Here is a 19,556-nt window from a genome sequence, read left to right on the forward strand (position 1 = left end):
AAAAGCTCCGGGCGGGCAGGGCGCTATGCTACAACGGCAGTTGCCTGATTGAGGCCGTCAGACCAGAATGTGCTGGCGGCCTCAAAACGATGAAACATCCCGCTTTCGACTGAAAACGGGATGTTTAGAAGGCATATCCAATCCGGCAGTTGCCTGCAAGGTCAGGCTCCGGTGCTCCGCTGAAGTTTTGCCATGTAGGTCGGCAGCTTTTCCATCGACGGAACGACGATCAAGGTCTTTACGTGGCCGCGTTTGAATGCGTTCAGGAACTTGTTGTAGTCCTTGAAGGCAACACAGCCATGGGACCCGATGGAGCGGCGCAGCAGACGCGTATGGGTCAGCATGCCGTCACGGCCTTTCATGGCAGCACGGTCCTGCGGCAGCATGCGAATGGCCTCCACGCCATGGAAGCGCCGCTCGCGCATTCTCAAGTTGTAGATGTTGGGCGGCGTCGGGCCGAGCATCTTCACGTGCGAAAACTTCGGATTGTCCATCCGGTGTCCAATGCCGGAATGAGCCTCCAGCTTGGTGCCGTCCGGCATGTGAACGGTTGCGGCGCTGATGTCATAGACGGCGATCTTGCTGCCTGCACCGGGAAGTCCGGGCTTGGCGCTGCCGAACAATTTGCCGAGACCGCCGAACACTCCGTTTTCATCTTCTTCGGGATTTCCTGGCGTTGCATAGGCCAGAACGGGAGAAGCTTGTTCAGGCTTTTCCCTGCCTTCAGGACGGTTTTCTGCAACCACAGGCGCGCTGCGGCGCGGCGGTTCGGGTTTCATGTCCGGGGTCGGCGGCAGAATGGCGCCGGGTTTGGCCGGATTACCTGCAGCCATGGTAATGTTCACGGCCGTCTGTTCAGGTTTTGCAGCAACATTTGTCTCTGCTTCAGCCGTGGTGCCGACGCTTTGTAACGCTGCGACCTCGACATTCGGCGCAGTGTCATCGGCTGCCGGTACATCGAGCGCGGCAACACTTGTGGTTTCTGAAGCAGCTTGATGGGCCAGAAGTGTCTGGGCGAGTTTCAGCCTTGCGAGCTTGGCGGCAAGGGCCACCTTCGCAGCCTTTTTAGCCTCGGCCTCGAGTGCCGCCGCTTCCGCCTTGAGGGCAGCTTCTGCTTTCTCAGCTATTGCTGCTGCCTGTTCAGCGGCTTTTTCCGCTGCAAGAGCGGCTTCCGCTTCGGCGCTTTGTCGTTTTTTCGTTGTCAGCGCAATCGGGGCCAGACCAAGAGAAGCTGTGGCAGGGGTTGTCTGCGCAAGCGTCAATTTCTCCTGCGGCTCAGTGCCGGCAGCGACAAATTGAGACTGGGCGATCGAGGTTCCAAGATAAGTGGCGGTTCCGGCCAAGCCGGATATCACCAAAGTTGCCCCCGCGAGGATCGTATAAAAAGTCCGGCTGGTCTTCCGGGATGTTGCTTGCCCCTTCAGGCCGACCTTTTGTTTCTTCTGAATCATTCAGACAAAACCACTCTGTTACGCCGGTCTTGTTCGACCGCGCTCCAAATTCGTATCCTTTGGTGACAATCTTGCCCCAAACGTTCATGCCCACCCGCCTGCAGCAGTATCGTCGATCATGGTAACCAAGTTCTTTACGATAAATATGCAAGCGGCCAAGAGACCGGTAATCACTCTAAAGAGGCAATTTTCGGGCGGTTTTTCAAAAATGGCGATATCCAAAGATTGAACGTCAATTTGCCGCAGATTGTGGAAGTCTTTGCCTATTGTTGAATTTACCAATCAATGACGTAGATGTCGGTAAAACTTCCAGTCCGGGGCAGTGTCAAATGTGCTCTTGACCCCCGGGGGAAAACCCGGCACATGCGGGCTACTTTCCGTTCGCTTGGCACAGGATGCCCATGTATCTGATCATCTTCGACGTCGACGGCACGCTGGTGGACAGTCAGAAAACCATTTTGCAGGGGCTGCAGGTCGGTTTCGAGGCTGTGGGCCTGCCCATGCCTGACCGGGAAACGGCGCTCTCAATCGTCGGACGGTCGCTGGACGAGGCTTTTCTGGATCTCGTTGGACCTGAACACCAGGACAAGATCCCGGTGATGTCCAACGCCTATAAACAGGCCAAGTGGTCCCGCAGGAGGGAAGGGCTGGATCTCGACCCGCTTTATCCGGGTGCTCGCGAGGCTATCATCCGGTTGAATGCGCGTGACGATGTCCTTCTTGGAATTGCCACCGGCAAAGCAATGCGTGGGGTCACGCACATGCTGGATACCCATGATCTGCATGGTCGCTTCGTGACCGTCCAGACAGCTGATACCTCGCCCTCCAAGCCTCATCCGGACATGGTGCTGCGGGCAATGGCGGAGACCGGAGCGGACAGGACACGAACCATCATGATCGGTGATACCGGTTTTGACATGGCGATGGCCAAGGCCGCCGGCACACATGCCTTGGGCGTAGCCTGGGGTTATCATGATCATGACCGGCTGAGTGCTGATGGTGCAGACAAGATCATCCAGATCTATGCCGAGCTGGATTTGGCACTTGGTGAACTTCTGGATTTCGACAAGGAAACAATGTGATGCGCGACTTTCTTGAAACCTTGCAGGAAGATGCGGCCAAGGATCCGGAGCAGCGGGCGCGCGAACTCTCCCGGCGCGAATTGCCTAAGCGTTTCTACAAGGAAGCAAGCCATGTTGCCGTGGACGGCGGTTTCGCGATCCATCTGGACGGAAGGCCCGTCAAGACACCGGGCAAGGCGGCCTTGTTGCTGCCGAGTGAGGCGCTTGCTGCAGCGGTTGCCGCCGAATGGCAGGCACAGCAGAAGGAAATCAATCCGGCCACCATGCCGTTGACCCGGATTTCCAATTCAGCGCTTGATGCAGTCAGCATCCGGTTTGGCGAAGTGGCTGACGATATCACCCGGTTTGCCGGCAATGATGCGCTGTGCTACCGCGCGGACGATCCGCAAAGCCTTATCGACACCCAAAGGCGCTTGTGGGATCCGGTCGTGGACTGGGCAGGCGGGTTGCTCGGCGGCCGTTTCGTGCTGATCGAAAGTGTCATTCACGCTGCCCAGCCGGAACCGCTGCTTGTCGCCTATCGGGCCCGACTTTCCGACCTGACGCCGATGCGCCTCGCAGCGCTCCATACGATCACCAGCCTGACAGGCTCCGCGCTCCTGGGGCTTGGTCTGCTGGAAGACTACCTCGACGCCGATGCCGCCTGGACGGCCGCTCATGTGGAAGAGGACTTCAACATCGAGCGCTGGGGCGAAGACGCGGAAGCTGCTCTCGTCCGGGCCTACAAGCGCAAGGAATTCGACGCGGCGGTTCTGATCCTGCAAGAAGCGTAACAATTTCTCTGCGATATGGTGTGGAGCGTATTGGCTTCACCCCAAGTAGAACGTCGTTGCCATCAGAAAGAAAATGAGCACGCCGAGGACATCGTTGGACGAGGTGATGAAGACACCGATGGCCATGGCCGGGTCGATGCCGATCTTGTCCAGAATGATTGGTATGGTGGCGCCTACCATGGCCGCGAGCGTGGTGACGCACAGCAGTGACAGCGATGTGGCTAGGGCAAGGTGCAGCGGGTCTTCCAGCGGCACGATCAGCGAAGCCACGAGCACGAGACAGCCTAGGATCGTGCCGGCGATAGCGCCATTGAAGAGCGCCGCCACCAGTTCCTTCAGCAGGCGGTAGAAGATATCGCCGGACCACAAGGCTCCGGTCGCAATGCCTTGTACCGCCACAGCGGAGGCCTGCAGGCCCGCGTTTCCGGCCATCGACATGGTGACGGGAATGAAAGCGGCCAGGATGGCGGCTTCCGCCAACTGGTCTTCATAGGAACCGACCACCGTTGCAGCAACGCTGGCCCCCACCAGACCGGCGAGCAGCCAGGGGAGGCGGCCGCGTACTATACGCAGCACCGTGTCATCCGACCTGGCTTCTGAGGAAACGCCGCTCATCAGCAGCATGTCTTCGTTGGCTTCGTCCGAGGCGATGCGTGTCAACTGCTTGGGCGTGATCCGGCCGATCAGGTGGCCTTCTCCGCTGACGACCGGCACGGTGCGCATGTCGCGTTTTCGGGCGAGCCGCAGCACTTCTTCCTGGTCGGTGTCCGTGGACACGGCAATGACGTCGCGGTTCATGAAGCTGGATAAGGGGGCGTCCGCCGGCGCGAGCAGAAGCTTGCCGACTTCCACAGTTCCGGTCAGCTTGCCGTCGGCATCGGTCACATAAACGGTAAAGACCTTGCGAATGCGGCTGGCTTCCGCGCGCATCTGCGCGACGGCTTCGCCGGCGGTGCAGGTTTCGGGAAGGGCGACGAACTTGCGGGCCATCACGCGGCCCGCCGTGTCGTCGGCATAGGAACCGCGCGTTGCGATGTCTTCCACATCCGGCAAGCGGGCGATCAGTTCGTCCGCTACATCGTCCGGAAACTCGTTGAGAATTTCGATGGCGTCTTCCGGATCGAGACCGGCGAGAATATCCCGAAACTGCTCAAGGGTGGATTCTTCCATCAGAATCGAACGGAATTCCGGTCGAAGCTCGGCAATGACCTTGATCGACGGGTTGGCCGGCAACCACTGGAACAATTTGCGGGCTTGTTTCAGGCGCAGCCGCGTCAACAATTGCATGACGTCGACGGGGTCCCAGCGCTTGAGCAGTTCGACCAGCTGCGTGCGCTGGCCCGACTTGATCATCTCGCGCACGGCCCTGAGCGCAGCATCATTGATTTCCAGCGGTTCGTTAGCCGGCTCCCTGGTCCATGCGGTTGGATCAAGCTCGGCGACGTCGCTGGAATTGCACATGGATACTCACTTTCCGGAAGGGTCCGGTCCGCTTCTACTGATCGATTGTGACGTCCGCCTGACAGTTTCCTGCGGGATCAGACCTCAAATTCCTCAATATCGGCAAAGGCCTGCCGCAGCTTGTCTGACCAGCCCCGGGACAGTTTCTGGAAATACGGGTCGTCCTGCTGGATGCGCACCTGACGGTCGGTGGAAAAGCTGTCGGTGTTGTAGAGCAACATGTCGATGGGCATGCCGACAGACAGGTTCGACCTCAGCGTGCTGTCAAAGGACAGCAGCACCAGCTTGGCCGCTTCACCGAGGCGCATGTCCGCACGCGTGACCCGGTCCAGGATCGGCTTGCCGTATTTGTGCTCGCCGATCTGCAGATAGGGCGTGTCTTCACAAACCTCGATGAAGTTGCCGGCCGCATAGATCTGGAACATGCGCGGTTCCTCACCCTTGATCTGGCCGCCCAGAATGAAGGTGACGAAGAAGTTTTCCGCACTTGTTGCAAGGGCTTCGCCGTCGATCGCCTTGACCTCACGAACCGCACTGCCGACGAGGCGGGCAACCTGGAACATGGTTTTTGCGGTCATCAGCGTCGCCCGGTCGCTTTCCGCGGACGTGATGTGCTCACTCAAAAGCGATACGACGGCCTGGGTGACGGCAAGGTTGCCGGCAGAGAGCAGGGTGATCACCCGCTCGCCTGGCTCTTCCCATACGTGGAGTTTCTTGAAGGTGGCAATGTTGTCGACACCGGCGTTGGTGCGTGTGTCCGCGGCGAACACCAGCCCGCGATCCAGTTTCAAGCCAACGCAATAGGTCATTCCCAAGCCCTCAGACTGCGCCAAGACCCGTTGCTGGAGCCCCCAAAGGGCAAGCATCCATCAGGCAGGGCGCAGGTTGCCCTTTAATATCTTTTGCTGGAGTGAGCCTGTTCGGGCGGTTTGAAAGGACACTTACTGCTGTTGCTGGAACGCGGCCTGGGCCACATCGACCTCAACATGCAGGTTTTCCTCAAGCCCGCCAAAACGGATCCCCCTGATAGGGGCAGCTGAACGGGAATCCAGGCCCACCGTCAAGCGGATATAGCGATCGGTCGGACACATTGCGTTGGATATGTCGAATCCGGTCCAGCCAAGACCGTTTATCATCACTTCGGCCCAGGCATGATGGGCTTCCGAAGCCTGTTCGTCTTCCAGCAGCAGATAGCCGGAAACGTACCTTGCCGGAACGCCGATGGAACGTGCGGCGGCGATGAAAATATGCGCGTGATCCTGGCAGACGCCTTCTCCGGCGGCCAGCACGGCAGTGGCCGGAGCGTGCGTCTCGGTGACGCCCACCTTGTAGTCGACCTTGTCGCGGATGGCATGCATCAGAGCATGGAAACCGGCAATCTTGTCATGTCCCTCCGCATTGGCCGCCAATCTGCGGATCGCCTGGTTGGATTGCGTAAGCGGAGTAACCCTTGTGTAGATCCGCGGTGGGATGCCGGCATCCGGTTCGTGGCCGAGAATTCCGTTGGTGTCCGTCGTCTCGACAATACCGCTGGCGGTGATCTCGACGTCCTCGATCGGCTCGCTGCGCGAAACCATGTGAACCTGGTTGCCGAAGGCGTCCTTGTAGGTCGTCGCCCGTTCAATGCCGGGTGCTTCGATGGACCATTCGACAACTCTCTGGCTCGGGCCATCCTCGGGCGTCAGGCGCAACTGCTGCATGGCGTTGGCGAGTGGCGTCTCGTAACGGTATCGGGTCGTGTGTCTGACAGTCAGTCGCATGCTGCACCGGTTCTGCGGGGTTCCAGGGTCAGGCGAAATTGTAGTCTTCGCAAAGCTGATGGGCGAAAAGATTGTTTTTGTTGATGAAATCCGAGAGGAAATCATGCAGTCCCTGCTGATAGATTTCATGCATCTGCTTTTCAGCCAGGTCTTTTGCCATGTCCGCTGCCATGTCCAGGCTTGGTTCGCGCGAACCATAGAACTGGGCCAGGTCTTCCGCGGTATCGGCCATCCAGTCGTAGCAATGGGCAAGGGACCGGGGCATTTCCGTTCTGAGGATCAGAAACTCGGCAATGTTGAACGCTTTCAGTCGGGCATTCGGATACGCAAACCGGTAGCTTCTCCGCCCGGACAGGGCACGCAGGATCGCGGACCACTGATAGTGCTCCAGAGAGCCGTCATCGATGATGTCGCTGTCCGGCAGCAGGGTCCAGTAGTAGGTGTCGAGGATGCGGGCCGTGTTGTCCGACCGTTCCACGAAATTGCCCATCTGGCTGAAGAAATAACCGTCGTCGCGCAGGATCGTGTTCAGCAGCGCGCCCCGGAACAGGTGCGCCCGCTGATTAACCCAGGCAAGAAAGTCCGGCAGTTTTTCCTGGGTGATGGATTGCGGGTTCACGTCAGTGAACTCGATCCATGTGGTGTTGATGGCTTCCCAGAGTTCAGCCGTGATGCCTGTTCGAACGGCACGAGCGTTGTTCCTGGCAAGTTCCAGGCAGCTGCGGACGCTTGAGGTGTTTTCCTTGGAAAAGATCATGTGGGCCGCCACGTTGCGGCCGTTCAGTTCCTCGTATTTCTGCTTGTACCCGGTCTCGCACCCCGAGCAGGCGAGGGCGAAGGTCCAGTGGGTTCCGTCCTCCTGACCCGAATGGGAGATGATGGCGCCACGACAGGCGACCTCAAGGAGACGGGAAACATTCTGGGCACGCTCATGGTAGCGCGACATCCAAAACAGCGAAGAGGCGGTTCTTCCGAGCATCTGGTTCTCTCAGTCCTCAAGTACCCAGGTGTCTTTTGTGCCGCCACCCTGGCTGGAGTTGACGACGAGCGAGCCTTTCTTGAGGGCAACCCGTGTCAGGCCACCTGGCGTGATGCGGACCTGATCACCGATCAGCACGTAGGGGCGCAGATCGACGTGACGCGGGGCGACACCCGAAGCGACGTGCGTCGGGCAGGCCGACAGCGCCAGGGTCGGCTGGGCAATATAGTTGGAAGGGTTGGTTTCCAGGACTTTCCGGAATTCCGCGATTTCCCGCTTCGATGCGGTCGGACCGATCAGCATGCCGTAGCCGCCCGAACCATGGACCTCCTTGACGACAATGTCCTCAAGATTATCCAGAACATAGGCGAGGTCATTCGGCCGTGAGCAGTTCCACGTCGGAACGTTGTTCAGGATCGGTTTCTGGCCCGTGTAGAACTCGATGATGTCCGGGACATAGGCATAGATCGCCTTGTCGTCGGCAATACCCGTTCCCGGCGCATTGCAGATGGTGACGTTGCCGGCGCGATAGGCATCGAAGAGGCCCGGCACTCCGAGCATGCTGCCCGGATTGAAGGTCAACGGATCGAGGAAGGCATCGTCGATACGCCGATAGATGACGTCGACCTGCTTCGGTTCGCGCGTTGTGCGCATGTAGACATGTCCGGCATCCACGAAAAGATCCCGGCCTTCCACCAGTTCCACGCCCATGGAATCAGCCAGGAAAGCGTGTTCGAAATAGGCGGAGTTATAGATGCCCGGGGTCAGGACAACGATCGTCTGCGAAGACTTCGAGGGATCCGGTGCGACGCTTTCCAGCGTCTGCAGGAGGTTCTCGGGATATTGCTCCACGGCGGCGACCCGGTGACTCTGAAAGAGCTCGGGGAAGAGACGCATCATCGTCTCCCGGTTCTCCATCATGTAGGAGACACCTGAAGGCGTGCGCGTGTTGTCTTCCAGCACGTAGAATTCGTTTTCCGACACGCGGACCAGATCGGTTCCGATGATGTGGGCATAGACCTTGCGGGCAGGGGTGAACCCGGCCATTTCAGGCAGGAATGCCTCGTTCTGCAGTACGAGCTCCGCCGGGATCCTGCCTGCGCGCAGGATTTCCTGGCGATGGTAGATGTCGTGCAAGAAGGCGTTCAGAGCCCGCACACGCTGGTCGATGCCGGCAGACAGGCGCCGCCACTCCGGAGCCGAGATGATGCGCGGGATGGGATCAAACGGGATCAGCCGTTCGGTAGCTTCTTCCGCTCCATAAACCGCGAAGGTGATGCCAAGTCTGCGGAAAATGGTTTCAGCGTCGCGGCCCTTCTTGGTCAGAAAGTTGGCTGGTTTATCTTCCAGCCATTTGGCGAGCCGGACGTATGGCTGGCGCGGCTTGTTGGCCTCGTCGAGCATTTCATTGAAGAAAGTGCGTTCGTCCGCCATTGCCTCCCCTTTGCCGATGCTTCGTTCTTGGGCAATCATGGCAAAATTCTGAAAGGTGTCAAAGTTCAATGTCGCGGCGACAGTGCCTGCAAATTAGGCAACGAGCTGAAATTCATCGAAAAATCCTGAGGTTCCCTCAGGTTGAATATATTTTTTTCGACCACTGAAAAAGGATTTGAAGGCGGTGTTTTTCGCCGCTTGCGCGTGCAAATTTCGCCAAAATGACGGGTTCAAATGAACGTAACGGCATCCCTGCTGCCTGGCTTCACCGGGAAAGACGAGGGGACGGATCGGGGGCGTCTGCTGCCCGTCAAAACCTGCCAGACCGGAGTGGTAACATCTGCTTGTTCAGTCAGGCAGAAGCTGTGTTCAATCCAATATGCACAGTCGATGAGCAGGTCGGGCAGCATGATCGAAATCTGATTTGCTGCCCGATGCGTGTGCGGATGGGTGGCCGGAGACAGGGTGCTAGCGCATGAGTGTCCTGCCGACCGAGATCACCGAGACGTCGCCGTATTTGCGCCCGGTCCAAACGTGGAGGCCTGCACCGACGCCAAGCATCGGAATTGTGTAGAGACCTTTCTTGACGAACCCCTTGTTCTTGGTGAGTTCGATCGCGGCATGGCTCAGTTCCTCGTATTTCTCCATCGTATTGACGATCTTGCCGATGCCCTTGATGCCTTTGAGCACGTCCCCCAGCTTTCCGGCAATCGCCAGGTCGAGGTCCCAATCAGACCATTCGCCCTTCTTGTTGAACTCGCTAGGCGTCTTGACACCATGCGCCACGATGACGATGCCGCCGACACTGCCCCCCAGGCCGCCGCCGATTTTCCAGCCGTCCGCCATAAGGTCAACGTAATCGACATAGCCGTTGTCATCGGCGCTGGCCCGGTAAAGGCGTCCATTCCAGTTGTACCGCCCGACGGCAACAAGGTCGCCTGAATGGCTTTCACCGATGCCGACCCACAATGTGGAAGCCGCCTTTGGTTTGGGCTTCATCTTTTTCGGGGTTTTGATGACCTTCGGATTGGGCGGCGTTGGCAGGGAATGCACGTAAATCATCACGGCACGGAACTGTCCGTCTTCAACGCCGTCTTCCTGACCCATTTCTTCAGCCAGGGATTCGCCAAGGCCGTCGACCAGATCGAATGGGAAGCTGGACAGAAGGCATTCTTCCAGAAATGATTTAACGGCATTTGCCCGCTTCATCGACAGGGCCTTGTTGAAGGCTGCCTTGCCGCTGCGGCTGGAAAGTCCGACGATACTGATGCTGCCGTTGCCCTTCAGCAGCGGTACGACGTTTCTGCGAAGCCAGTTCTTGTGATCTTCCTTGAGGTTCGCCTGGCTGACGTCGAAATATTGCAGGCGCGCGAGCGTGATGACGCCGTCACGATGATCAACAACATAATTTCCTGACATTAATGTACTCCGTTAAGAATGGGTCCTGGACCTGAAATGAGATTTCTCGAGTTTGAAAATCGTGCTTCGAAAAAGGGCACGTATTGAAGTGATCCTGGTCTGTCCCGGCGCGCGGAAACGGCAGGGCAGGTTTGGGATCGGGCAAAGCGTGGCCATAAAGGCTTTTGCCTGACATTCGTCCAGCTTCTGTGGGCGTTTGGCAGGGAAGGTTCATGGGGCGTAGTTTCCCCATAAGCCCATGTGCTGACTAGGCTCTGTCGGGGGATCATGCTACGGCGTGATCCAAGCTCAAGTTTTGGGAGGACCGGATGAAAGAAGTTCTGGCCGAATTGGAACAACGCCGCGAAACCGCGCGGCTGGGCGGCGGGCAACGCCGCATCGATGCGCAGCATGCCAAGGGCAAACTGACTGCGCGTGAACGTATTGAAATTCTTCTGGACGAAGGGTCCTTTGAAGAGTTCGACATGTTCAAACAGCACCGCTGTACCGATTTCGGCATGGAAGAGCAGCATATCCCCGGCGACGGCGTGATCACCGGCTGGGGAACGGTCAACGGTCGGACCGTTTACGTGTTCTCCAAGGATTTCACGGTCTTCGGCGGGTCTCTTTCCGAAACGCATGCGGAAAAGATCACCAAGCTCCAGGACATGGCCCTGCAGAACCGGGCACCGATCATCGGCCTGTTCGACGCAGGTGGCGCCCGCATTCAGGAAGGTGTCGCGGCCCTTGGCGGTTACGGCGAAGTGTTCCAGCGCAACGTTCTGGCATCCGGTGTCATTCCGCAGATTTCGCTCATCATGGGTCCTTGTGCCGGAGGCGACGTCTATTCCCCGGCCATGACGGACTTCATCTTCATGGTGCGTGACACGTCGTACATGTTCGTCACCGGACCAGACGTGGTGAAGACCGTGACGAACGAGACGGTGACGGCCGAGGAACTGGGCGGCGCGTCGATCCACACCATCAAGTCTTCGATTGCGGACGGTGCCTTCGACAACGACGTCGAAGCCCTGCAGGAAATGCGCCGACTGATCGACTATCTGCCGATGAACAATCGTGCGGACCTGCCGGAGCTGACGAACTATGACGACCCGGAGCGGATCGACACCAGCCTCGACACGCTCATTCCGGACAATCCGAACAAGCCCTACGACATGAAGGAACTTGTTCTGAAGACAGTCGACGAGGGCGACTTCTTCGAAATTCAGGGCAGTTTCGCGGGTAACATCATTACCGGTTTCGGACGGATCGAGGGTCGCACTGTCGGCATCGTTGCCAACCAGCCGATGGTTCTGGCCGGCGTGCTGGATTCCGACGCCAGCCGCAAGGCTGCAAGGTTTGTCCGCTTCTGTGACTGTTTCAGCATTCCGATCGTGACCTTCGTCGATGTTCCAGGCTTCCTGCCCGGCACGTCGCAAGAATATGGCGGCCTGATCAAGCACGGCGCCAAGCTGCTGTTTGCCTACGCGGAAGCTACGGTGCCGAAGATCACCGTCATCACCCGCAAGGCCTACGGCGGTGCTTATGACGTGATGAGCTCCAAGCACATCCGCGGCGACATCAACTACGCCTGGCCGTCTGCTGAAATCGCGGTGATGGGTGCAAAAGGGGCGGTCGAAATCCTCTACAGATCCGAACTCGGCGACAAGGAGAAGATCGCCAAGCGGACGAAGGATTACGAAGACCGTTTCGCCAACCCGTTCGTCGCTGCGGAACGCGGCTATATAGATGATGTCATTCGTCCGCATTCCACTCGCCGGCGTGTGTCCAAGGCTCTGGCCCTGCTCAGGTCCAAGCAGGCGGATATGCCGTGGAAAAAGCACGACAATATTCCGCTCTAGCAAGAAGAGCCGATTTGCATACATTCGCTCGGTTCCGGAAGACGATCGCTGGTCCGCAGCAGTGACACACGAGATTGTATCAGGCCGGATTTTCCGGCCTGTTTGCTGTCTGTCAGGTCAGTCCCAACGCGAAAGACCGCGCGGGAACAGCGGTTCCTTGCATTCGAACGCGACAGGGCAACGTGGTGTATCCCGCGTCTGGCCGAACTGCGTGAACAGGACCTGGTTACGGTCGCAGTAGCTACGGTTCGAAACAAACATCGAATAGGTGTACTGCCCCGTGGTGAAGACCACGGCACCGTGTTGGCGCACCATGTTCTGCGCCTGGGCACAGGTCATCTTGCGAAGGTCTGGACGTGCCTCGGCCGCCGTCGACATGACAAGGCCGGGAAGGGCAAGCGCTGCTGCGCAAAGAAGCATTTTCCGCATGAAAGTCTCCTGACGTGCCGTTGCCACCGGAAAGAACGCTCTGAAGGTTTAGTCTAACAGAACGGTCCGGAAAGTTGGTGACAGGAGAAGTGTGCACCAACTTGTGGCGCGCAAATGTGATTGCGAGCACATAAATCGCATCGGTCAGAACTCTACCGGGAATTTACCGCGTATTCTGGGCCATCTGGCTTGAGCAGACAGACCCCGCCATGGCTTCTCGCACGCCGTTCAAGGAAAAGCCTGAATAGCGTCTGTCTTCCAGTTGCACCGCGAATTTTACCGAAGAGCGCAACCGGTGCCAGAAATAGGTCATGTTGTCGGAACAGGCCGGGCAATCGTTGTAAATGTAACCGTCGTTTCCGGCCCTGAACTTGATAAGCTTGTGATCCAGTTCGACCAGGACAGTTGATCCGGGGTCCGGCCTGCGACCCTTGATGCGCACGCCGATAAGGGTGTTCCTGACGGCATGATTGGGCGGGCACCAGATCGTGAACCGTGCTCCTGATGAGCTTTCGGTCCAGTAGCGCTCGTAGCCATACGCCGTGTCGGTATGCCACTTGCCGTAATCGGCTGCGATTGCCGGCAAGCTCGTGGCAAGTGTCAGGTAGAAAAAAGAAAAGAGGGCGGTGCGCATCGAGCCGTTTCCGTAATCTGTCACCGACGAAAATTACAGGTGCCCTGTTAAAAGCCCTTCAATCAAGAAAGCAATCTAGCGGCCTGGCGTGCCACAAGGTCTTGGCCAGGCCGCCATGCCTCAGGACCTGGGGTGTTGCTTCTGCCAGTCGGTCGGGCAAACGTTTCCGGGAATGATTTTCTGGGCGCCGCGCAGGGAAAATCCAGCGTAGCTGTCGTCCTGGAATTTCACCGCAAGGGAATGGGATGACCGCAAACGGTGCCAGACATAGCCGAAGCTGTCGGAACACGCGGCGCAACCCGTTTCCACGTATCCCTGCTCGTTGATTGGCAGCTCCAGGATCTCGCGGTCCATGATCAATTTGATCCTGCTGCGTGGTGGCGGCATTTTTCCGTCGATATCAATATGAAGCAGGGTGCCGTTGATCCGGCGTTTCGGATGACACCAGACTACGAAGTTCGCGCCAAGGTTGTTGGTGGTCCAATAACGTGTAAAGCCATTGATTTCGCCGCTCTTCCACTTGCCTGCGGTCTCCGCCAGTGCGGAAGTTGGTAGTAAAGCACTCGCAATGATTGCCGCTGAAAGGATGCGTTTCATTTATTTGTTCCCCATTGCCTTGGTAATTCCTGCAATAAGTTTATTAAAATTCGGATAAATAGACGCTTTTCCGCGGAACTACCTTTGGCCGGTCCTTGTCGCGGCATGCGGTTTTTGAGTGTTTGGGCAACTATCCGCAAAATCACGTCTCGCCCTTTGGATAAGTTGCGTGCCAAAGTGGCGCAGCCTACAAAATGGAAAATCGTCCAGCTGGGTGGAAATTCATGTTCTCCAAAATACTAGTCGCCAACCGTGGTGAGATTGCCTGTCGCGTCATCAAGACGGCCCGCCGCATGGGCATAAAGACAGTTGCGGTCTATTCCGATGCCGATCGCGATGCCCTTCATGTGGAAATGGCAGACGAAGCGGTTCACATCGGTCCCGCGGCGGCGTCGGAATCCTATCTGATCGCCGACAAGATCATCGCGGCCTGCAAGGAGACCGGGGCTGAAGCCGTGCATCCGGGCTATGGCTTCCTGTCCGAACGCGCCAGCTTTCCCGAAGCGCTGGCGAAGGAAGGCATTGTCTGGATCGGCCCGAACCCGCGCGCCATCATGGCGATGGGCGACAAGATCGAATCCAAGAAATTCGCCAATGAGGCGAAGGTCAGCACGGTGCCGGGTTATCTTGGCGTCATAGAAAGCCCGGAGCAGGCCGTCGAAATTGCAGCGGACATTGGCTACCCGGTCATGATCAAGGCGTCCGCGGGTGGTGGCGGCAAGGGCATGCGCATCGCCTGGAATGCGGACGAGGTGCGGGATGGCTACACCCGCTCGAAATCCGAGGCGGCATCTTCCTTCGGCGACGATCGGGTTTTCATCGAGAAATTCATCGAAAACCCGCGCCATATTGAAATCCAGGTCCTGGGCGACAAGCACGGCAATGCGATTTACCTGGGCGAGCGTGAATGCTCGATCCAGCGGCGCAACCAGAAGGTCATCGAAGAGGCGCCGTCGCCTCTGCTCGATGAGGAAACGCGCCGCAAGATGGGTGAGCAGGCCGTCGCGCTTGCAAAGGCCGTCGACTACGACAGCGCCGGCACGGTCGAGTTCGTCGCCGGGCAGGACAAGAGTTTCTTCTTCCTGGAAATGAACACGCGTCTGCAGGTTGAGCACCCGGTGACCGAATTGATCACCGGCATCGATCTCGTCGAGCAGATGATCCGCGTTGCCGCCGGTGAAAAACTGGACCTTGCCCAGGAAGACGTCAAGCTGAACGGCTGGGCGGTCGAAAGCCGAATTTATGCGGAAGATCCCTACCGCAATTTCCTGCCGTCCATTGGCCGGCTTGTGCGTTACCGGCCGCCGGCGGAAGAAGCCAGCAACGGGATTACCGTCCGTAACGATACCGGCGTTGTCGAGGGCTCGGAAATTTCGATGTTCTACGACCCGATGATCGCAAAGCTGATCACCCATGCGCCGACACGGGCGGAGGCGATCGATGCGATGAGTTCAGCTCTGGATGCGTTTTACGTCGACGGTATTCAGCACAATGTGCCGTTTCTGACTGCGCTGATGAACCATCCGCGCTGGCGGTCGGGCGAGTTGGCTACCAGTTTCATCGCAGACGAATACCCGGACGGCTTCGAGCCGGCGGTTCCCGATGACGAGGCCTATGCGGTTCTTGCAGCCGTTGCCCTGTCCATGGGGGCGTTGCAGCGCGAGCGTCTGGACCACCTGCCCGGGCGGTTGCGGGCCCATTCCGGTGCCATCCGCGAAGATTGGGTGATCAAGCTCGACAAGACCTATGTTCCGATCCGGCTTGCTGCCGGGTATCCGGGGACGCCCGTCGAAATTGATGTCGCGATCGGCGATGGCCCCGTTGTCAATGTGGAAGCTGACTGGGCGCCAGGTGATCCGCTCTGGTCCGGAAAAGTCGGCACGAAGGATGTGACTGTACAGGTCCGGACCCTGCGCGGTGGCTACCGCCTCGACTGGCAGGGCTATTCCGTGGTCGCGAAAGTGATGACACCGCGGATTGCCGAGCTGGATGCCCTGATGCCGGAGAAGCTGCCGCCGGACACGTCGAAGATGCTGCTGTGCCCGATGCCTGGTCTGGTGGTGTCCATCGCGGTGGCCGAAGGACAGGAAGTCAAGGCAGGTGAGCAGCTTGCCGTCGTTGAGGCCATGAAGATGGAAAACGTGCTGAGAGCGGAGCGCGACTGCGTCGTGAGCGCCATCAAGGCAACGCCCGGTGACAGCCTTGCCGTTGACGCCGTGATCATGGAGTTTTCCTGATCCGGGGTGATGCGCCTAACGCAGCCTGATTGACAGGCATCGGATACTGCCGATATTCAGCGGCCTGCGACCATCCGGTCCAGGCCGCTTTCTTTTTCAATACGTTGCGGGGCATCATGACGACTTCGACCATTCTGTTCGATCTGGACGGAACCCTGACTGACCCCTTTGAAGGCATCACCCGTTCAATCGGGTATGCGGTTGAAAAGATGGGTGGGCAGGCACCTGATGTGGAAGAGCTGCGCTGGTGCATCGGGCCGCCGCTCTGGGACAGCTTCAAGGTTCTTCTGGGATCGGAAGACAAGGCTGTGCTGGATCAGGCCGTAGCCTTTTATCGCGAGCGCTACACGGTAACGGGACTGTTCGAGAATTCGCTGATCGAGGGTATTCCCGAACTGCTGACAACACTCAGGAAAGACGGGTTTCTTCTTCACGTCTGTACCTCAAAACCCCATAGTTACGCAGGTCGGATCGTTGAGCATTTCGGCCTGATGGACTTTTTCGGAAAGGTCTACGGTGCGGAGTTGGACGGTACGCGGTCCGCGAAGGCCGAGCTGATCGCGCATGTCCTGAGCGAGGAAAACATCCAGGCGTCGGAGACGGTCATGGTTGGTGATCGCAAGCATGACCTTGTCGGGGCAAACGCCAACGCAGTGGCAGGCATTGGCGTTTTGTGGGGCTACGGTAGCCGTGAAGAATTGGCCGCCGAAAATCCGGTATTGATAGCAGATAGACCTCAAGACATAGCCGCGTATTTCGCGACCCGCTAATGGCGTCCATTCCGACATGGTGGCAATGAGAGTGGCTTCTTGTTGCCGGCAAACTTTCTTAACTCCGAATTTATCGATTTTCCCGTAGGTTAAGCTCAAAGGAGTGCGCCTTGGCAGAACGGATGCATGCAACGGATACCCAAAATACGTCGGTACCGTCTGAAAAGGCGGTTGACGTCGGGTATTATTCGCCTGCCAACAGACCGCCGCCGTCGCTTCCAGCCGGTTACGTGCTGCACCAGGTGACTGTCCAGCCGCTATCCTCTTGCCCGTTTCAGGTCTGTCTTCTGGATGTCGGGGCGACGGGGGAATTGCCGACCTGCGATTTTCACAGAATACGGGATACGACCCTCATCATCGCTTGTTCGTCGGGAGAACTGGCAGCAAAAACTCAGCTGACATTGCTGGAAGGCGGTGTGGATGATGTTGTCGACGCCGACGACACGGACCTTCTGCTGCTTGCCCTTAAACGCGCGGAACTCGTGATCGCGCGGCAGGGTGGGCTATTCCGCAAATGCCGCGATCTCGCCATTGAGAGGGATAACCTTCAGTCAGCAATCGACAACCTGCCTTCTCCGATCTTCTTCAAGAACCGGGCCGGCATTTACAGCGGCTGCAACAAGGCTTTTGAAGCGTTTATCGGATTGCCGGCCAGCAAGGTGAACGGCGCCAGTGTTTATGACGTGGCACCAGCTGAATTGGCAAAGGTCTATGAAGCGGCCGACGAAGAGCTGATGCAGCAGGGGGGTGTTCAGATCTATGAGGCGGACGTTTGCTATGCTGATGGTGAGCGCCGAACGGTGACCTTCCATAAGGCTGTTACCCGTGACCGGGTCTCCGGCGAAGTGAACGGCCTTGCTGGATCCATGCTCGACATCACTGAACGCAAACGTCTGGAAGAGCAGCTCAAGTGGGCAGCAGAGCGCGATGCCCTGACAGAGGCCTACAACCGTCGCAGGTTTTTCGAGCTGGCAGCTGCAGCAAAGGAACGGGCACAAAAGACGTCAGCCAGCCTGTCCATCCTTGTGCTGGACGTCGACCATTTCAAACTTATCAACGATCGATACGGCCATGCTTGCGGCGACGCAGCGCTCAATCATCTTGTCGGCCTGCTGAAACGTGAACTTCAAGAGCCGCATATCTTTGCAAGGGCAGGCGGTGAGGAGTTCTATTGCCTGCTGGAAGGGTGCGACCTCAATGAAGCGTTCGAAATCGCCGAGCGCATTCGAAAGGCCGTCGAAACCGTGCCCCACTTGCACGATCAGCAGCTCATCTCGATGCGGGTCAGCATAGGGGCTGCCACCGTTCGTGACGGCGAGAAAATCAGCCAGACCATCGCCAGGGCTGATGAAGCGCTATACAGCGCCAAGCAAGCTGGCAGAAATCGGGTTTGCGTGGCCTGATGTGCCGTTGACGTGCCTTTCGGCATGCTTCCACTATTGCATCCTGTCTATTTCAGGGATACTGAAAGCTCTTGGAGAGCAGTTCTCGGGGCGGGGTGAAATTCCCCACCGGCGGTATCGGGGAAACCCGGAGCCCGCGAGCGCTTCGGATAAAATGTTCGAAGGTCAGCAGATCCGGTGAGATGCCGGAGCCGACGGTTGAGGTGGCGTCAAGCGAAGCCGCCCGAAAGTCCGGATGAGAGAGAACTTGACCGCCGCCATTTGATGATGGCCGGTGGGCGTGTGTCTTTTGAGACTGTTCTGAACGATGACGGAACGGATCGCAGATAGGACGCCCATGTCAAACAATTCGAAGAAGCCCATATTTGCCGCGCTTGCCATGATCGGGGCAGGGGCTTCGTTTGCCATCGTGAACGGCGCCCTGCAGGCCTCGACCATGCAACTGGGCGTGCCGTCAACGTCCGCGGCCTTCTGGCAATATGCACTGGGCCTTCTCGTTGGCCTGCCATTCGTCCTGCGGCGCGGCTTTTCCGCCTTGAAGACACATCAGATCGGATGGCATCTGGCGCGGGGTGTTCTTGCGGTGATCGGGATCCAGTTGTGGGTCGCCGGTCTCGCGCGGGTCGAGATCTGGCAGGCAATCGCCTTGGTGATGACTTCGCCGTTTTTCGTTATCATTGGCGCCAAGCTGTTCTTCAGGGAACGGGTTGGTCTGATCCGGTGGCTCGCGACGTTGGCGGGCTTTTCCGGCGGCATGGTGATTCTGGAGCCCTGGACGGAAGGCTTCAGCCTGGCAGCACTTTTGCCGGTCGGGGCAGCTGCATTCTGGGCAGGAACTTCGCTCGTCACCAAAAAGCTGACTGCAACTGAAGATGCTGATTCCATCACCATCTACCTGCTGCTGCTCCTGACACCGGTCAATGCACTGCTTGCGCTGGGAGAGGGCGGTATCGTGCCAACCGGTCCGGCGCTGTGGCTGCTCGTGGGTGCCGGCGCCCTGACGGTGCTGGCGAACTACCTGTTGACCCTTGCCTATCAGAAGGCCGATGCGGCCTTCGTGCAGCCTTTCGACCACCTGAAGCTTCCGCTGAATATCGCGGTCGGCTTCTTCGCTTTCGGCTTTGCCCCGAGCGGTGCATTCTGGCCGGGAGCGCTGGTGATTGTCGGTGCGTCGCTGCTGGTCATGCTTGACGAGCAAAAGCGCGACACGCAAGTGTCCACAGCCTGAAGCACAAGCAGGCGTTTGCGAACAGGCAGGTTTGCACTAAGCTTTTGCAGCATCGCGA

At 58.1% G+C, this 19,556-nt stretch carries 17 protein-coding genes and 1 riboswitch; of the genes, 7 read left to right on the top strand and 10 right to left on the bottom strand.

Annotated elements, in window-relative coordinates; translation table 11 throughout:
• Window positions 1–161: 161 nt before the first annotated feature.
• The gene (locus ACP90_RS12830; protein ID WP_062488551.1) at window positions 162–1,451 is read right to left on the bottom strand and encodes a DUF2778 domain-containing protein; all 1,290 of its coding nucleotides are present in this window, start codon (window positions 1,449–1,451) and stop codon (window positions 162–164) included.
• 401 nt (window positions 1,452–1,852) lie between these two features.
• Here ACP90_RS12830 and ACP90_RS12840 point away from each other — a divergent pair, with 401 nt between their 5' ends.
• Both ACP90_RS12840 and ACP90_RS12845 read left to right on the top strand, forming a co-directional pair.
• The gene (locus ACP90_RS12840) at window positions 1,853–2,533 is read left to right on the top strand and encodes an HAD-IA family hydrolase (protein WP_062488556.1); all 681 of its coding nucleotides are present in this window, start codon (window positions 1,853–1,855) and stop codon (window positions 2,531–2,533) included.
• The gene (locus tag ACP90_RS12845) at window positions 2,533–3,306 is read left to right on the top strand and encodes an ATP12 family protein (RefSeq protein ID WP_062488558.1); all 774 of its coding nucleotides are present in this window, start codon (window positions 2,533–2,535) and stop codon (window positions 3,304–3,306) included. Before ACP90_RS12840 ends, ACP90_RS12845 begins: the two co-directional genes overlap by 1 nt.
• Window positions 3,307–3,342: 36 nt before the next feature.
• On the opposite strand, the gene mgtE is transcribed toward ACP90_RS12845, so the two are convergent.
• The 6 genes from mgtE to ACP90_RS12880 all read right to left on the bottom strand — a co-directional run bounded on the left by mgtE (window position 3,343) and on the right by ACP90_RS12880 (window position 10,359).
• Window positions 3,343–4,767 carry a magnesium transporter gene (mgtE, locus tag ACP90_RS12850; RefSeq protein ID WP_062488560.1) on the bottom strand — a complete coding sequence of 475 codons (1,425 nt, stop codon included), beginning with the start codon at window positions 4,765–4,767 and terminating at the stop codon, window positions 3,343–3,345.
• Window positions 4,768–4,844: 77 nt separating this feature from the next.
• On the bottom strand, window positions 4,845–5,576 hold the full coding sequence (locus ACP90_RS12855; protein ID WP_022998268.1) for a proteasome-type protease: 732 nt from the start codon (window positions 5,574–5,576) through the stop codon (window positions 4,845–4,847).
• Window positions 5,577–5,708: 132 nt separating this feature from the next.
• Entirely contained in the window at window positions 5,709–6,527 is an 819-nt protein-coding gene (locus tag ACP90_RS12860) for a transglutaminase family protein (protein ID WP_022998269.1), read from the bottom strand.
• A gap of 28 nt (window positions 6,528–6,555) precedes the next feature.
• Window positions 6,556–7,506 (bottom strand): alpha-E domain-containing protein, encoded by a 951-nt coding sequence (locus ACP90_RS12865; protein WP_022998270.1) that lies wholly within the window; start codon window positions 7,504–7,506, stop codon window positions 6,556–6,558.
• Window positions 7,507–7,515: 9 nt separating this feature from the next.
• Window positions 7,516–8,940 (bottom strand): circularly permuted type 2 ATP-grasp protein, encoded by a 1,425-nt coding sequence (locus ACP90_RS12870; protein ID WP_062491577.1) that lies wholly within the window; start codon window positions 8,938–8,940, stop codon window positions 7,516–7,518.
• Between the two features lie 468 nt (window positions 8,941–9,408).
• Window positions 9,409–10,359 (bottom strand): OmpA family protein, encoded by a 951-nt coding sequence (locus tag ACP90_RS12880; RefSeq protein ID WP_062488563.1) that lies wholly within the window; start codon window positions 10,357–10,359, stop codon window positions 9,409–9,411.
• Window positions 10,360–10,667: 308 nt separating this feature from the next.
• Between ACP90_RS12880 and ACP90_RS12885 the strand changes: the two genes are divergently transcribed.
• Window positions 10,668–12,200, top strand: coding sequence for an acyl-CoA carboxylase subunit beta (locus ACP90_RS12885; protein WP_062488564.1), 1,533 nt, complete (start codon window positions 10,668–10,670; stop codon window positions 12,198–12,200).
• 117 nt (window positions 12,201–12,317) lie between these two features.
• Here ACP90_RS12885 and ACP90_RS12890 read toward each other — a convergent pair whose 3' ends face one another.
• The 3 genes from ACP90_RS12890 to ACP90_RS12900 all read right to left on the bottom strand — a co-directional run bounded on the left by ACP90_RS12890 (window position 12,318) and on the right by ACP90_RS12900 (window position 13,860).
• The gene (locus ACP90_RS12890; RefSeq protein ID WP_022998274.1) at window positions 12,318–12,629 is read right to left on the bottom strand and encodes a hypothetical protein; all 312 of its coding nucleotides are present in this window, start codon (window positions 12,627–12,629) and stop codon (window positions 12,318–12,320) included.
• Between the two features lie 163 nt (window positions 12,630–12,792).
• Window positions 12,793–13,263 carry a hypothetical protein gene (locus ACP90_RS12895; protein ID WP_062488565.1) on the bottom strand — a complete coding sequence of 157 codons (471 nt, stop codon included), beginning with the start codon at window positions 13,261–13,263 and terminating at the stop codon, window positions 12,793–12,795.
• Window positions 13,264–13,383: 120 nt separating this feature from the next.
• On the bottom strand, window positions 13,384–13,860 hold the full coding sequence (locus tag ACP90_RS12900) for a hypothetical protein (protein ID WP_022998276.1): 477 nt from the start codon (window positions 13,858–13,860) through the stop codon (window positions 13,384–13,386).
• A gap of 224 nt (window positions 13,861–14,084) precedes the next feature.
• Between ACP90_RS12900 and ACP90_RS12905 the strand changes: the two genes are divergently transcribed.
• The 4 genes from ACP90_RS12905 to ACP90_RS12920 all read left to right on the top strand — a co-directional run bounded on the left by ACP90_RS12905 (window position 14,085) and on the right by ACP90_RS12920 (window position 19,498).
• Window positions 14,085–16,097 (top strand): acetyl/propionyl/methylcrotonyl-CoA carboxylase subunit alpha, encoded by a 2,013-nt coding sequence (locus ACP90_RS12905; protein WP_062488566.1) that lies wholly within the window; start codon window positions 14,085–14,087, stop codon window positions 16,095–16,097.
• Window positions 16,098–16,213: 116 nt separating this feature from the next.
• Complete coding sequence (locus ACP90_RS12910; protein ID WP_062491579.1) at window positions 16,214–16,867, top strand: HAD family hydrolase; 654 nt, start codon at window positions 16,214–16,216, stop codon at window positions 16,865–16,867.
• Window positions 16,868–16,977: 110 nt separating this feature from the next.
• On the top strand, window positions 16,978–18,270 hold the full coding sequence (locus ACP90_RS12915) for a diguanylate cyclase (protein WP_208993521.1): 1,293 nt from the start codon (window positions 16,978–16,980) through the stop codon (window positions 18,268–18,270).
• A 77-nt stretch (window positions 18,271–18,347) separates the two neighbouring features.
• Window positions 18,348–18,521: riboswitch (FMN riboswitch) on the top strand.
• 86 nt (window positions 18,522–18,607) lie between these two features.
• Window positions 18,608–19,498 (top strand): DMT family transporter, encoded by an 891-nt coding sequence (locus ACP90_RS12920; RefSeq protein ID WP_055656600.1) that lies wholly within the window; start codon window positions 18,608–18,610, stop codon window positions 19,496–19,498.
• The last annotated feature ends 58 nt before the right edge of the window (window positions 19,499–19,556 follow it).

The sequence above is a fragment of the Labrenzia sp. CP4 genome (genome assembly GCF_001579905.1).
GTDB lineage: Bacteria > Pseudomonadota > Alphaproteobacteria > Rhizobiales > Stappiaceae > Roseibium > Roseibium algicola.

What these genes read in the sequence shown, in the direction of transcription:
- ACP90_RS12840 (WP_062488556.1), top strand. Translation starts at nt 1,853, where the DNA reads ATGTATCTGATCATCTTCGACGTCGACGGCACGCTGGTGGACAGTCAG.
- ACP90_RS12905 (WP_062488566.1), top strand. Translation starts at nt 14,085, where the DNA reads ATGTTCTCCAAAATACTAGTCGCCAACCGTGGTGAGATTGCCTGTCGC.
- ACP90_RS12830 (WP_062488551.1), bottom strand. Translation starts at nt 1,451, where the DNA reads ATGATTCAGAAGAAACAAAAGGTCGGCCTGAAGGGGCAAGCAACATCC.
- mgtE (WP_062488560.1), bottom strand. Translation starts at nt 4,767, where the DNA reads ATGTGCAATTCCAGCGACGTCGCCGAGCTTGATCCAACCGCATGGACC.
- ACP90_RS12880 (WP_062488563.1), bottom strand. Translation starts at nt 10,359, where the DNA reads ATGTCAGGAAATTATGTTGTTGATCATCGTGACGGCGTCATCACGCTC.
- ACP90_RS12845 (WP_062488558.1), top strand. Translation starts at nt 2,533, where the DNA reads ATGCGCGACTTTCTTGAAACCTTGCAGGAAGATGCGGCCAAGGATCCG.
- ACP90_RS12890 (WP_022998274.1), bottom strand. Translation starts at nt 12,629, where the DNA reads ATGCGGAAAATGCTTCTTTGCGCAGCAGCGCTTGCCCTTCCCGGCCTT.
- ACP90_RS12865 (WP_022998270.1), bottom strand. Translation starts at nt 7,506, where the DNA reads ATGCTCGGAAGAACCGCCTCTTCGCTGTTTTGGATGTCGCGCTACCAT.
- ACP90_RS12855 (WP_022998268.1), bottom strand. Translation starts at nt 5,576, where the DNA reads ATGACCTATTGCGTTGGCTTGAAACTGGATCGCGGGCTGGTGTTCGCC.
- ACP90_RS12885 (WP_062488564.1), top strand. Translation starts at nt 10,668, where the DNA reads ATGAAAGAAGTTCTGGCCGAATTGGAACAACGCCGCGAAACCGCGCGG.
- ACP90_RS12895 (WP_062488565.1), bottom strand. Translation starts at nt 13,263, where the DNA reads ATGCGCACCGCCCTCTTTTCTTTTTTCTACCTGACACTTGCCACGAGC.
- ACP90_RS12900 (WP_022998276.1), bottom strand. Translation starts at nt 13,860, where the DNA reads ATGAAACGCATCCTTTCAGCGGCAATCATTGCGAGTGCTTTACTACCA.
- ACP90_RS12920 (WP_055656600.1), top strand. Translation starts at nt 18,608, where the DNA reads ATGTCAAACAATTCGAAGAAGCCCATATTTGCCGCGCTTGCCATGATC.
- ACP90_RS12910 (WP_062491579.1), top strand. Translation starts at nt 16,214, where the DNA reads ATGACGACTTCGACCATTCTGTTCGATCTGGACGGAACCCTGACTGAC.
- ACP90_RS12870 (WP_062491577.1), bottom strand. Translation starts at nt 8,940, where the DNA reads ATGGCGGACGAACGCACTTTCTTCAATGAAATGCTCGACGAGGCCAAC.
- ACP90_RS12860 (WP_022998269.1), bottom strand. Translation starts at nt 6,527, where the DNA reads ATGCGACTGACTGTCAGACACACGACCCGATACCGTTACGAGACGCCA.